Annotated in this window: 13 protein-coding genes; 7 read left to right on the forward strand and 6 right to left on the reverse strand. The window is 41.8% G+C overall.

Annotation, left to right across the window (positions count from 1 at the left end; genetic code table 11):
• Positions 1-218: 218 nt before the first annotated feature.
• Positions 219-407, reverse strand: a complete 189-nt coding sequence (locus BLA28_RS00325) for a hypothetical protein (RefSeq protein WP_009255896.1) — start codon at positions 405-407, stop codon at positions 219-221.
• 712 nt (positions 408-1,119) lie between these two features.
• Between BLA28_RS00325 and BLA28_RS00330 the strand changes: the two genes are divergently transcribed.
• Positions 1,120-3,453 (forward strand): glycoside hydrolase domain-containing protein, encoded by a 2,334-nt coding sequence (locus BLA28_RS00330; RefSeq protein WP_069155565.1) that lies wholly within the window; start codon positions 1,120-1,122, stop codon positions 3,451-3,453.
• 40 nt (positions 3,454-3,493) lie between these two features.
• Here BLA28_RS00330 and BLA28_RS00335 read toward each other — a convergent pair whose 3' ends face one another.
• The gene (locus BLA28_RS00335; RefSeq protein ID WP_016359914.1) at positions 3,494-4,420 is read right to left on the reverse strand and encodes a hypothetical protein; all 927 of its coding nucleotides are present in this window, start codon (positions 4,418-4,420) and stop codon (positions 3,494-3,496) included.
• A 289-nt stretch (positions 4,421-4,709) separates the two neighbouring features.
• Between BLA28_RS00335 and BLA28_RS00340 the strand changes: the two genes are divergently transcribed.
• Both BLA28_RS00340 and asnA read left to right on the forward strand, forming a co-directional pair.
• The gene (locus tag BLA28_RS00340) at positions 4,710-5,087 is read left to right on the forward strand and encodes a hypothetical protein (RefSeq protein ID WP_044964469.1); all 378 of its coding nucleotides are present in this window, start codon (positions 4,710-4,712) and stop codon (positions 5,085-5,087) included.
• Positions 5,088-5,389: 302 nt separating this feature from the next.
• Positions 5,390-6,400, forward strand: a complete 1,011-nt coding sequence (gene asnA / locus BLA28_RS00345; protein ID WP_069156535.1) for an aspartate--ammonia ligase — start codon at positions 5,390-5,392, stop codon at positions 6,398-6,400.
• A gap of 119 nt (positions 6,401-6,519) precedes the next feature.
• Here asnA and BLA28_RS00350 read toward each other — a convergent pair whose 3' ends face one another.
• The gene (locus BLA28_RS00350) at positions 6,520-7,335 is read right to left on the reverse strand and encodes a MerR family transcriptional regulator (protein WP_069155566.1); all 816 of its coding nucleotides are present in this window, start codon (positions 7,333-7,335) and stop codon (positions 6,520-6,522) included.
• A gap of 138 nt (positions 7,336-7,473) precedes the next feature.
• Here BLA28_RS00350 and BLA28_RS00355 point away from each other — a divergent pair, with 138 nt between their 5' ends.
• From BLA28_RS00355 to BLA28_RS00370, 4 genes are all read left to right on the forward strand, one after another.
• Positions 7,474-8,094, forward strand: coding sequence for a GNAT family N-acetyltransferase (locus BLA28_RS00355; RefSeq protein ID WP_069155567.1), 621 nt, complete (start codon positions 7,474-7,476; stop codon positions 8,092-8,094).
• Positions 8,095-8,285: 191 nt separating this feature from the next.
• Positions 8,286-8,777, forward strand: a complete 492-nt coding sequence (locus BLA28_RS00360) for an NUDIX domain-containing protein (protein WP_009255902.1) — start codon at positions 8,286-8,288, stop codon at positions 8,775-8,777.
• A gap of 113 nt (positions 8,778-8,890) precedes the next feature.
• Complete coding sequence (locus BLA28_RS00365; RefSeq protein WP_069155568.1) at positions 8,891-9,340, forward strand: GNAT family N-acetyltransferase; 450 nt, start codon at positions 8,891-8,893, stop codon at positions 9,338-9,340.
• Positions 9,341-9,393: 53 nt separating this feature from the next.
• Positions 9,394-9,879, forward strand: coding sequence for a GNAT family N-acetyltransferase (locus BLA28_RS00370; protein WP_069155569.1), 486 nt, complete (start codon positions 9,394-9,396; stop codon positions 9,877-9,879).
• Positions 9,880-9,949: 70 nt separating this feature from the next.
• Here the strand turns inward: BLA28_RS00370 and BLA28_RS00375 are convergent, their stop codons facing one another.
• The 3 genes from BLA28_RS00375 to BLA28_RS00385 are packed head-to-tail and all read right to left on the reverse strand — an operon-like array spanning position 9,950 to position 13,121.
• On the reverse strand, positions 9,950-11,296 hold the full coding sequence (locus tag BLA28_RS00375; RefSeq protein ID WP_069155570.1) for a cytochrome c biogenesis protein/redoxin: 1,347 nt from the start codon (positions 11,294-11,296) through the stop codon (positions 9,950-9,952).
• A gap of 23 nt (positions 11,297-11,319) precedes the next feature.
• A complete protein-coding gene (locus BLA28_RS00380; RefSeq protein ID WP_069155571.1) occupies positions 11,320-12,690 on the reverse strand; it encodes an FAD-dependent oxidoreductase in 1,371 nt (456 codons plus the stop codon).
• Positions 12,687-13,121 (reverse strand): RrF2 family transcriptional regulator, encoded by a 435-nt coding sequence (locus BLA28_RS00385; protein ID WP_069155572.1) that lies wholly within the window; start codon positions 13,119-13,121, stop codon positions 12,687-12,689. The genes BLA28_RS00380 and BLA28_RS00385 overlap by 4 nt, the downstream gene beginning before the upstream one ends.
• Between the last annotated feature and the right edge of the window lie 94 nt (positions 13,122-13,215).

Genomic DNA, 13,215 nt, shown 5'->3' on the forward strand with positions numbered 1-13,215 from the left:
GTCGTATTTTGGAAAAAACCGTCATGCAAACATAGGTAAAACCAAATCGCGGAGTGCCGAAAAAGGGAACCGGGTACATACCAATTTACGACAATACACAGTTATATAGACAGTCTCGCTCCTTCAGCCAGAAGGTCGTTTAGTTGCTGCAGCAAAGGTCTTTGTCTGGAGCCTGGATGTTTTGATGCCTGACATGGACGGCTGTAAGATACGCCATATCATCCAGAACAATCCCACTGAATCATGAGTGATGCATCGTTTTTATTACATCCAAAGGGATTCCTGTAATTATTAAGAATCAAGATCATATCATCACCATAATCATCATTGCTCTCTACAGAAATTGGTTCACAATCTGTTTCTTCATTTTTCATGCAGTTCGTTTCGATTCCATCCTTCTTCTGCACTATAAATCCTTTTTTCCGCTACTTGCTCGATAAAATACATATACTTCATTACTCTTCTGCGCTTGTGTCACCATATAAAATACCCCCTTTGTAAGTGCTATCCTCTCTTTTTTCCAAAAATTATTGATTGCAACCGGTATCTCATGTTTACTTCCAATTCAACATCTGAATCTACTATGTATATGTATACACGTCTAGCAATTACATATTTACCAAATTACATCTTTTCTTAATATCCCTAGCGCAAGTCAAACCATAATACTCTCCGGACTGCTCCCGCGTACTTTTATGCATTAAAAAATTGAGGATATTTTTGTACAATGTAATTTCCCCCATTATTGGTGCTTGTTCACAGGTAGAATAATCCGATCTTCTACTTTAAATGGAACCATTATATCTATGGGTGCTGTAAACTTAATGAAGGCAAGAAAAGAATTTTCTTTTCTCTTCATTTCATTCCATTCAGAAGAAAGTTCATAATCAAATGTGACTGGTATCCCCTGCACACTAAATCCGTCGTCATAATAATACGGATTTCCATAGTTATTTATCTAGTATTCTACTCCATTATCCTCCAGATAATTTTTATTTTTTTCCATCAGTCCCCCAGTGTTACTTATTTTTCTAAATGTTTGTAATTTTGTTTCCATTTAAGAAAAGCAAGTACTACTAATAACTGTAACTAAAAGATATGCAACGAAGGAGGTCTACTATGGACAAGATGGTACAGGATGTACAGCAATGGTTAAACGACACATGGCCGAAAAAATTTAAGTATGATGAAACGGGCGTTACTTCTGGAGAATTTCCTGTCAAACCGGATGGTATGACAGGAAATACCACTGTCAAAGCGCTTGTCATGGCGCTGCAGCTTCATTTTAATCTTGGAGCTGATGGAATTTGGGGAGGTGCTACAGATAGTGCATGCCCTGTCATTAGTATCAATACATCGGATGAAATACTGCTGCGTATAGTGCAAGGCGGATTTATTTGCAAAGGGTATAACGCTGGCGGATTTGATGGAGTTTTTGGACCGGCTCTCCAGTCTGCAATCAATCAATACAAAACTGACCTGGGAATTCCGGAAAATAACAAAATGGAACCGGATGTCTTTAAATCTTTATTGACTACGGATCCTACGGTAAAAGTATCTGGTGGCAGCGATGCGGTAAGGGCTGTTCAGCAATATCTGAACAGAAACTATTACAGTGTATTTAAAAAAAGCCTTGGTTATCTGCCAACAGGAGGTATTAATGACAGGAAAACAAGTAAAGCCCTTATTTTCGCATTTCAGGATGCAATTGGAACCGCAGCAGATGGTTCGATTGGTAATAATACATACCGGGCTATGCCGAGTATTGGCAAGGGGGTATCGAATTCAAGGCTAGTGAGCATTTTACAGTGTGCCTTAACTTGCAATGGATATGAAGTCAGTGTAAATGGTAACTATTCAGATGAAGTAGTTACTGCAGTGACAAATTTCCAGAAGTTTATGTGCTTAAACCTTGATTCCATGGTGACAATGGGGAGTGTAAACAGAAGGACATGGTCTGCTCTGCTCCACAGCAAGGGAGATCCAGAACGTGATGCCAATGCCTGTGATTGCGCAACAATATTGGATGCGCCCAAAGCGGCATTACTGGTAGAACATGGATATAAAATTGTTGGCAGATATCTTACAGGTACAGTAACAACAAATGGTGTCCGTGTAAGCAAGGCATTGACGATCGAGGAGATTCAAATTACATCGGATGCTGGACTGAAAATTTTTCCCATCTATCAGGATGGAGGTGCCGCTTCAACATATTTTAAGTATGATCAGGGCTATTCAGATGCAAAGAAGGCTGTTATAGCAGCAAAGGCACTTAGAATTCCATATGGGGAAATCATATATTTTGCCGTAGACTACGACTTTAATGAAATACAGTGCCGAGATCAAATCATTCCTCATTTTGAAGGTATTGCAAAATATATGGCTGAGACAGGGGCTGATTACAGGGTCGGCATTTACGGCTCCCGGAACATCTGCACCACTGTTTCCAATAAAAATCTGGCCTGCAGCAGTTTCGTAGCTGACATGTCAACAGGATATAGCGGGAATTTAGGATTTAAAATGCCTGCAAACTGGGCTTTTGACCAATTCCATGAGTATGGAATTCTTGGTTCGAATTTACAGTTCCCGTTGGATAAGGATATGGCATCTGGCAGATATGAAGGCTTTAATGCAAATACAAAATGCGGGCATGATAAATACAAGGATTGTACAAAGCATAAAATGCGTGCTGTCTATGAGTTGGGGCAGCATAATTCAAAAAAACTGCTGTACTATAAATGCCCGATCTGCGGATACAAAGTTAAGGCACCATATCAGCAGGATAAGGAAATACTCACGGATAAAGAGTACATGTGTATCCAGGCAGGATATCTCCTTCTTACGTATTTCAGCGATTTAACGAAGAAAGGTGTTTGGTATAGTAATGTCAATGTGATTAAGTCATTAACACTTGGAATGCAGCTGATCCGTTTACCTTACCAGAACAGATATGAATATTGTGATGGTGATGGACGGTGCCTTGAAGAAACTCTTATTGTTCCAGAGACATCTGGAATGCCATATATTCCACAATCAGGGAATATTCTCGATATTAAACAGGCGATAGTTGATGGGCTATTTGCTGAGTTTGCAGCGGGAATTGGGGAAATACTTGCATGTTTTGCTTTTCCGGAGTTGGCTCCATTTTTTGCATTGGAAGAAGTCAGTGAAGTAATTATGCATCCGAACAAATTCTCCGAAGATGGTATATCATTCATATTCAAACAAATTGCGGGAACCGCTGAAATGGAGGCTTTAAATGTCATTTTAGATTTACTGACAATCGGAATTGACCTAGAAGATGATGGTAATATTAACTCTAAAATCAACATGGGGGATTATATAGTCGAATTTACAGCATGTACATATCCTGGAATAAAAGCATGCAAAGTAGTATTCGACAAAAACTCACTGAAAGTAAAAGGGATAGCATGCGATTATTATAATGCATAGCATCATAATAGGAAATGTAAAAAGCCGACTGGCCGGAGTTTTATTTCTCCGGCCAGTTCTTTGTGGTAACTCTTTTTTTACCCCCAAGATGGATAAAAAAGAAACAGGAAAAGGAAAACAAGATTAAAATACATATAAATTCAGGTAAATTGATTGAATAATCATAAAAAATTGGAAATAGGTTTATATAATGAAAGATAATAGGACCTAACACCAATTCGTTATAATAAAATCCTATATAGTCATTCCCTAAGTGTCCAAATCCTGACAGTTGAAATAAAATTATTTCTATGGAATAGAAAACGGTAACTGTGCATAGGAAAAGAAAAAATATTTTTGTTATTATCTGGTTATTTCGGTACTGATACATAGTATAAATCCAGCAGAAGAATTCGACTGCTGACAATACAGCATAAACGACAAAACCTGCTGACAGGGTTGATAGTTTCAATGTGCAGCAAGTTACAATTGTTAAAATCATTAGCATTTTATTACTTCTGACCTTTTCAGAGCCAATTAATCTTGTGGCTAAGAATAAAGTAGTGAAAAGATAAACAATGAAAGGGATCAATGCTAAAAGCAAATTAGCTATACGAAAATACGAGAAGTAATGTAAATCAGTAGGGTAATTAATTGCAATGTAGGGATTTGGTGCATTTAGAAATGCTAAAAGTTCTATAAGTCTTGTGCTTAATGGATTTAGACCACTAATCTGTAAAGCAGAACCGATATTCCAGCAAAGCATAATAAGGGAGAAGATGAATAATATCATTCTTTCCAGCTTTGTTACAGATAGAAGCGTGGTAGCGATGATTAGTCCAAAATAGACCACAATAATTAATATACTTGTATTATCAGTTGGGAGGAGCCTTATATCTCTAAGTATATATGCAGATCCATAATGCCAGCATATTATTAAATATAGTATAAAGAATATAGGTAGTTTTATTTTTTTTACTATTTTCATATTTCCTCCAAATATATAGATTATATTATTCTATTTTTATCATTATATCACTAATATGACTTGGAATAAAGTGTCAAATATGTGTCATTTAGTTTGCAAACAAATTATTTATACACTATATGTGTAGTTTTTTCAACTTATAGCTTTGGCCATAAGTTATGTAAAAATCCTGAGTAAACAGGTAACTGTTTCTTATTTTAATTATAGAATATAGTATTCTATAATTTTTTATGAGATGAAAAGTACCAGTTGGAAAATTTCTTCAGAGGAAATACTTGGATAATGCAAGGTGTCATTTAAAAATGGAGTGGCACCTTTAAAGGTTGAATTATTTTTACTGCGTTCATTGATATGTTTAATAAAGTTACATAAGACTATGACAACGTTCACATCTATGATAAAGATGGGCATTTATTTTTTTAATGATGAAGAATTGAATCAGGTTCTTCTTGTGTTTGTTGATACTATCTATTCATATGATACCAAGCAAAAAAAATTTTTTGGGGGTACAGATAAATATATGACTGAAAAAGAATATCAAAACTTTCGACCAATTACTGAGTTGAATTCTGAGTCCGAAGTAGAAAAAGAGCCTAAACCAATTATTTCATCTCTCTTACAGGCCGGCGCGGCCCAGGGCAGAAAGCAGGACGGTGGGACCGTTTAAAAACAGGACGGGGCAGCACAAGGACAGTGGATTGGGAGCCAGGGGGCTGTGAAGGGTAACAACTTTTTATCTTCATACGGACAGAACTTTTTATCTTCATACAGACAGATATAATTGACATCCTCATTCTGCTGGATTATGATAGGAAAGGACTATTGTCAGGTCAAATGCCATCCGTAATTCCGGGTATATTTGACCTTGCTGGCAGCTTATTGATGACCATACATAATCACTTGGTCTGCTGCCTTTGCATGAATCAAAAGTGGGAGGTATATCCGGCCAGTGGAACCGGAGAAAAAAACATGGAAAATTTGAATATTCCTAAAAACTACCAGTCTGCCTTATCCCTTCATGATACCCAGATCGGTATTAAGACGGTAAAAGATTTCTTTCAGACCCTTCTTGCAGAACGGCTGAACCTGCTGCGTGTATCCGCTCCTCTTTTTGTGGATCCGGCTTCCGGGCTGAACGATAACTTAAATGGTGTGGAACGTCCCGTCGCTTTCGGGATCAAGGAACAGAATGATTATGAAGCGGAGATCGTGCAGTCTCTGGCTAAATGGAAGCGTTATGCATTAAAAAAATACGGATTTATGCCCGGCGAGGGCCTGTACACCGATATGAGCGCTATCCGCAGAGATGAGGTTACGGATAACATCCATTCCATTTATGTGGATCAGTGGGATTGGGAAAAGATTATTACCAAAGAAGAACGCACTCTGGACACGCTGAAGGATGTGGTGCGTATTGTATACAAGGTGCTTCGGAAAACAGAAAAGTTTATGTCCATCCAGTACGATTACATAGAGGAAATCCTTCCTCATGATATCTTCTTCGTAACCACACAGGAGCTGGAGGATATGTTCCCTGACAACACTCCCAAGGAAAGGGAATATTATATAGCCAAGGCCAAAGGCGCTGTCTGCATCATGCAGATCGGTGATGTCATGGAATCCGGAGAACGCCATGACGGCCGTGCGCCGGACTATGATGACTGGTCGCTGAATGCGGATATCGTGGTCTATTATCCGGTACTGGATATCGCACTGGAGCTTTCCTCCATGGGTATCCGTGTGGATAAGGACGCTCTTCTTTCCCAGCTTCAGAAAGCCGGATGTATGGACAGAGCCAGCCTCCCCTTCCAGAAAGCCATTATTGAAGAAAAACTTCCTTTTACCATTGGTGGAGGTATCGGACAGTCCCGTATATGTATGTTCTTCCTTCGGAAAGCCCATATCGGCGAGGTACAGTGTTCCCTCTGGCCGGATGATATTACAGCGGAAGCGGAAAGCCATGGCGTCCATCTTCTGTAAATGCCAGGCTTCGAAGGACAGGAAGAATACCTGCCTTAAATAAACAGAAAAGTTTACCTGCATCCTGCCGTTTTTACGGCAGGATGTTTTCTACAGGGAAACGCGTTCCTTCCTCCCTGCTATTCCTTTTTTTCCTCAATCCTGATCATAATCTGCGTGATATAATCATTCTTGTCCGCGATCACAAATTCGTTCAATCCCAGTTCATAAGCATACCCAACGAGCTTAAAGCCATTTTCTTCCGCAAATGATACCATCCTGGCATACATCAGAGGTAATTTGTCCCATGCTCCTTTTTGGTAACCGCATAAATACTTTCCCCTGGGTTTTATTGCCCTCTGCGCTGATGAAGAACCGCTCAGAGCAGGGGTATAGATACCGTCATAATCATCAAATTCCTCATTCAAAACCTTATCAACAGAAATAAAACCGCCGATTCCCATACGGATTTGTTCGATGCTCCATACATCTTTTATATAGGTAAATAAATCAGAGAAATCATCATCTGAAAAATCATACGGAAGAATCAAATATTCTTCTTCCTCACATTCTGTTATTCTGATTTCCTGCTCCTGCAACGTATCGCAAAATTTTACCTGTTCCTTTTTAGCATGCAGTATCTTTCTTACCCTCTTTAAATTTTGTATCTGAGCATCTATTTCTTTTTCCTTTATTTCAGCGATTTTTATAAAGCTGTCAGAATCAGGGGTATGTAAATACTTCTGTATTTCTTCAATACTCATATTCAGATCTTTCAGCATCCGTATATACTCAAAATCTATACTTTGAGAAAAATTATAATATCTATAACCGTTATCTCCTTTTGTATCGGGTGAAAAAAGGCCGATCGTATCATAGTAATGCAGAGTCCGTTTATTCACCTCATGTAATTTGGCAAATTGAGCAGTGGTTAATTGGATTTTACTTTTTTTCATTTTTTCAGATCTCCTTATTGACTTTACAGTTACTGTAAACATTATCATTCGAATTGTAAACTAAAACTTTACAGCGGCTGGAGGTCATTCGGCACCTGGGGAGTTTTCGTCAGAAAAAAATGACAAGGAGAAATAAATATGAAGATTACCTTACGAGAATATCAAAAAGAGGATTTTCAGGAATTGGAGAATATGATTCGGGAGACATGGCATTACGATGAATTCAGCAGTTCCGAGACGGCTGCCCGATTAGCCCGTGTCTTTTTAAACAGCTGCTTAACCAATCACACCTTCTCCCGTGTTGCGGTATGGAATGGCAAACCAGTGGGAATTATTTTGTGTAAAATTACAGCCGGCTATAAATGCCCCCTGAAATACAGGGCAGCACAAATAAAATCCATTCTGTCTCTGTATTTATCCAAAGAGGGCCGAAACGTATCAAAAATTTTCGGGAATGTAAACGGTATTGATAAACAGCTTTTAACCGATGCCGGGAAATCTTATCCGGCTGAACTCGCACTGTTTGCCGTCGATCCCTCCTGCAGGGGAAAAGGAATAGGGAAGATGCTGTTTCAGGCTGTTCTGGATTATCTGAAGGAACAAAAACTTGATGAATTTTACTTATTTACCGATACAAGCTGTAATTATGGTTTCTATGAACATCAGGGGATGAGACGGCACTGCGAAAAAGAACATATTTTCAATATTAACGGACAAACCGCAAAAATGAGCTTTTTTATTTACGAATACCATTGTTAAATGCTGAATGCCTCCCGTAAATGATACCGATCGATTGACTTTCAGGCAATAGCATAATATGATTAATAAGTCTTGAACAATATGGATTCGCGGAAATACGGCAAATGTCTCAGCAGGCAGGAGAACCTTTGGTTCTATGCCATCGTGCCCGTTTGGCCCGTTTCCTGCGGGAATAAAAGGATGCAGAATATATGGATGGAAAATTAAGATGCATGACTTCCGTTTATCTGTCAAAAAGCAATAAAATGCTTTTGCTTTACCGTCAGGGAAGCAGTGTTGTAAATAATTTATGGATTGGTTCTGCGGGAGGCCATTTCGAGAAAGATGAGCTGAATGATGCAGGTGCATGTGTTTTAAGGGAATTGGAAGAGGAAACGGGACTTACAGCAAGTGAAATTTCCGAGCTTTCCTTAAGATATGTCACTTTAAAGAGAACAAAAGGGGAACTGAGGCAGAATTATTACTTTTTTGCCGAATTAAAGGAGCATGTGGATACAGATATTATATCCAACGAAGGAATCTGTAAATGGTTTGATTATGACGAATTAAATTCATTGGAAATGCCTTTTACCGCTCAGTATGTGATCAGGCATTATCTTGAAACCGGAAGACTGAATGATAAAGTATATGGCGGAATTGCGGATGGGGAAAAGGTGGTATTTATTGAAATGCCGGAGTTCTGACTTTGTAAAAGGATTGACTCTGAAATTTTTGTCATACATAAAAAGCTGGAATAAAATCTCTACCCCCCTCTCTTTACAAACAGCCACCTATTTCATGAACAGGAGCATATCGCATGCAGATAATTGAATATTTTGAAGATGGACAAAAAGAACACTGGATAAAGGAAATAGAAGGCTTCAGCTGGGGCGCCGCTAAGTATCTGGCGAAATTATTAAGAGAAAACAGCTTTGAAGACACACTTGGAAAAAATGGAAAGCTCTTTCTCCTGATCGACGGAGAAAAAATAGTTTCCTTTGTCACCCTTACCCATCAGGACTGTATCGCAGATGAATCCCTTTTCCCATGGCTTGGCTTTGTCTTTACAGCGCCGGAATACCGCGGCCGCCGGTACAGCGAACTGCTTATCGAACATGCCTGCGGTGAGGCGGGAAAGGCCGGCAGCCACACCGTATATCTGGCAACAGATCATATTGGCTTCTACGAAAAATACGGATTTGTCTATAAAGAAAACCGTCCGGATACAGGCGGGGAAGACAGCCGGATATATTATAAACAGCTATAGTAAGCAAAAGACCCGCAGCCTGCGGGAATAACCATCATTTCAGGAGGTAACAAATGACAGCCAGTCAACTGCTTCTCCGTCCTCTGACGGAGGATGACATTCCTACCATTTTTTCTCTCACATCCGATCCCGAAGTTGCCAGGTTTATGCGCTTCTCTACACACAAAAGCATACAGGAGGCGGAAGATTTATACCGGGAATATACGTCTCCCGGTAATTACGGATATATGATCTGCCTGAAGGACGATCTGACCCCCGTAGGGGTTGCCGCTCTGAAAAAAGAGGAAAACGAGGAGTACACCCGTTCCATGTCTGTCTATCTTTATCCCCGTTTCTGGAACCGGGGCTACAGCACGGAAGTAATCCTGCATTTAAAAGAAACTGCTGTCCGGGAAGGCATAAAATGCCTAAAAGCCTATGTGGTCCAGGATAATACCGGTTCCTGCAGGGTTCTGGAAAAGCACAGGTTTTCTCTGCAGGAAGTCCTGCATTTTCCGGATCTTCCTTCGGGGCTTTGCATTTATACTCAGCAATTATAATATCATACTTTATCTGTCTGCAAAAAACGCCCGGAGCAATCAGCCCCGGACGTTTTTCATATTTTCAAATCTACTGTGTTCTTTTCCCCGACATTGTCTGGGAAACCACACTTTCCATCATATCGGCACTCAGAGCGCCGGATACATAACCGAACACATTCCCGTCCTTGTCAATCATAAAGGTAGTGGGGAAGGAACGGATACCGTACTGGTTGAATATTTCGCCGGTGGTATCCATTACTACCGGGAAGGTATAGCCATTATCAGTGAGGAATTTTTCCACCTCTTCCTGTGTGCCGTCCTGGTTATAAGGATATCCGTCCGTTTTCGGATTGGCTACCCCAAGCACCACCAGATCCTCTCCGTTGTTTCCATACTTTTCATACAGCTTCTGGATATCCGGCATTTCTCCCTTACAGGGCGGACACCAGGTAGCCCAGAAATTCAGGAATACGGTTTTTCCTTTATAATCGGAAAGCGTATGCGTCTCCCCATATTGATCCACCAGGGTAAAATCAGGGGCCCCTATTTTCTCTTCTTTGGAAGTCTCCTCGGCTGCCGTTTCTGCAGCAGAAGCATTTTCCGTATTTCCATCCGTTCCGGCTGCTGCACCATTTTCTCCCGAAGCCTCCGTCCCGTTATCTGCGGACTGCGTTTCCTGTATCTGCTGTGTTTCGCCTCCCAGCTGAACCTTGGACAGATAGCTGGTAATTCCGTTCATAAAGCCGGTCAGGGTCATAACACCCATAAGAATCAGCAGGACTGCTCCGATCTTGACCGTATATTTGACCACATTCCTCTTTTTCTTAAAGAAATCAAGGACAGAGCCGGTGAAAATACCTACAAGAAGGAAGGGAATGACAAATCCAAGTGTATAAACACCTACAAGAAGGAATCCTTTGGCTGAAGATGCGGAGGAAGATGCCATCAGCAGCACGCTGCCCAGAGTAGGCCCTACGCAGGGAGTCCAGGCAAAGCTGAAGGTAAAGCCGAGAATCAGCGCCACCAGCGGATTCATGGAAAAACGATCCAGCCGGAAAGGCAGCCTGTGCTCTTTTTCAATGGTTTCCGAGCGGCCGAACAGCCCCAGCTGATACAAACCGAACAGTATCATGATGATGCCGCTGACCCGCGCGAACCAGGCACGGTTGCTGGTAAAGAAACGGCCCATGGCGGTAAAGCCGAATCCCAACAGGAAAAAGGTAAAGCTGACGCCCAGTACAAAAAACAGCGTATTCACCATCACCTTTTTACGAGGGTAATGTACGTTTCCATTTTCGTCCACCGTCTTGGTTCCCCCGGCCAGATAACTGACATACAAAGGAACAAGCGGCAGCACACAGGGGGAGAAAAAGCTGAGAAGCCCCTGTATAAATACGGTAATTACCGGAATTCCGGTTTCAACTGACAGACCCATAATCATCTCCTATAAAATAAATATTAGTTAACTGCTGCAAAGAAATCATTGAATGTTTCACTCATGGTAGGATGGTTATATATATTATCCCGAAGAACTGTATACGGAATCTTTGCATCCATGGCAAGCTTAATCAGATTAATCAGTTCATGGGATTCGGCACAGTAAAAATGTGCTCCCAGAATCTGACCCGTACCGGCATCGATCACTGCCTTCAGCATACCTGTCGTGGCTTTCAGCACACGTGCCCTGGGAGCCGCTGCGGTCATCATACGGGCAACCTTCACCTCGAAACCTGCTTCGCGGGCCTCTTTCTCCGTCATGCCGGCCCTTGACAGCGGGGGATCGAGAAATACACTGTAGGGTACTGCCCCTCTGTTCTGTGTGGTACGGCTTCCGTCTCCCAGAATCTGGGATTTTACAATACGGCTGTCATCCAGGGAAATATAGGTAAACTGGAGGCCGCCTGCCACATCTCCCATAGCCCAGATGTGGGGTACCGAGGTACGCAGCCCTTCGTCGGTTTGGATGGCCCCCCGTTTCGTCAGCTGGATTCCTGCGTTTTCGGGATGAAGGCCTTCCACGTTGGGCCTTCGTCCGGTGGCGACCAATATCGCCTGCACGTGAAGCGTCTCTTCCCCGTCTCCGGTTTTCACCGTTACCTCTGCCCCGTCGGTACCATCCTTTACCTCAGTGACTTCCGAACTGCGCAGAATACGGATTCCTGTTTCCGTCATATGGGCGAGCACCGATGCGGCCACTTCCTCATCCTCTCTGGGTATAAAGCGTTCTCCATCCTGGATAACAGTTACTTTCGAGCCAAAATTCGTATAATAGGATGCAAACTCAAGACCGATATAACCGCCGCCGATAATGAGAAGCCTCTCCGGCAGCTCTTCCAATTCCATCATTCCTTCGCTTGTATAAGCATAACGGCTTTCCTTCAATCCTGCAATAGGGGGAATAAAGGGTTTTGCACCTGTATTGATAAAAATTCTCTTTCCATATAATTCTTCCCCGGTTCCATCGGGATAAGACACCTGAATTTTATGGTCATCCAGAAAAGATGCTGTCCCTGTGATCACTTCAACGCCTGCTCCCACGGCCTTTGCCAGATTCTTCTGACGCAGATCTGAAATGATCTGTCTTTTTTCTTCTATTGTCCGCCGATAACGCGCTGCTTTTTCCTGAAAGCTGCCGCCGGCCTCCGCGGAAAGTCTCGCACTGTTTTCCAGAAATTTGCTGGGAATGCAGGCTACATTGATGCAGGTGCCGCCATACATTTTATCGGAACGCTCGATAAGCGCTGTCTTCTCGCCTTTTGCAGCCAGGGCACCGGCCAATGTTTTTCCGCCCTTTCCAAACCCTATAATGATATTATCAAATTCCTTCATTTCGCTTCCCCTTTTCTTTTTCTTGAAAATAATTGCTTCTCTACCTCTCCCACTGTAATCTGTTTCAGATTATCCAGACATAAGCCATTCAGTTCCAGGTAGATGCCGTTCATTACCTCTGCCATTCCGGAGGCGATAAGACAGCTCATATCGCTGTCCCCGCTGCGCCAGGATGCATCCACAAACCGGATGGAAAGAGCTTCGGTAATCCGGTACAGAGTAATATCGCCGGCCTTTTCCACAGAGGAATAACCGCCTACCTTTCCTTCCTTCGTCTGTACAAGTCCGGCCTTTTTCAGTCTGGCCATCACCTTTCTCACGCGGGCAGGATTGGTACAGATATTCTTCGCCAGCTCCTCACTGGGAACCATATCGTTCTTATGCTTCAAATATACCAGCCCATGCACAGCCACACAAAAATCACTGTTCAAATCCGCTCTCCTTTCTGACTTTTTAACTGTAATTATTTTCTTTACATTTGATACTGTAACTATATCATTTACAGATAATGTTGTCAACACTATT

It is taken from the genome of Eisenbergiella tayi (assembly GCF_001881565.1).
GTDB classification, from domain to species: domain Bacteria; phylum Bacillota; class Clostridia; order Lachnospirales; family Lachnospiraceae; genus Eisenbergiella; species Eisenbergiella tayi.

Coding starts and splice junctions, on each gene's coding strand:
- BLA28_RS00330 (WP_069155565.1), top strand. CDS start 1,120: ATGGACAAGATGGTACAGGATGTACAGCAATGGTTAAACGACACATGG.
- BLA28_RS00335 (WP_016359914.1), bottom strand. CDS start 4,420: ATGAAAATAGTAAAAAAAATAAAACTACCTATATTCTTTATACTATAT.
- asnA (WP_069156535.1), top strand. CDS start 5,390: ATGGAAAATTTGAATATTCCTAAAAACTACCAGTCTGCCTTATCCCTT.
- BLA28_RS00350 (WP_069155566.1), bottom strand. CDS start 7,335: ATGAAAAAAAGTAAAATCCAATTAACCACTGCTCAATTTGCCAAATTA.
- BLA28_RS00355 (WP_069155567.1), top strand. CDS start 7,474: ATGAAGATTACCTTACGAGAATATCAAAAAGAGGATTTTCAGGAATTG.
- BLA28_RS00360 (WP_009255902.1), top strand. CDS start 8,286: ATGGATGGAAAATTAAGATGCATGACTTCCGTTTATCTGTCAAAAAGC.
- BLA28_RS00365 (WP_069155568.1), top strand. CDS start 8,891: ATGCAGATAATTGAATATTTTGAAGATGGACAAAAAGAACACTGGATA.
- BLA28_RS00370 (WP_069155569.1), top strand. CDS start 9,394: ATGACAGCCAGTCAACTGCTTCTCCGTCCTCTGACGGAGGATGACATT.
- BLA28_RS00375 (WP_069155570.1), bottom strand. CDS start 11,296: ATGGGTCTGTCAGTTGAAACCGGAATTCCGGTAATTACCGTATTTATA.
- BLA28_RS00380 (WP_069155571.1), bottom strand. CDS start 12,690: ATGAAGGAATTTGATAATATCATTATAGGGTTTGGAAAGGGCGGAAAA.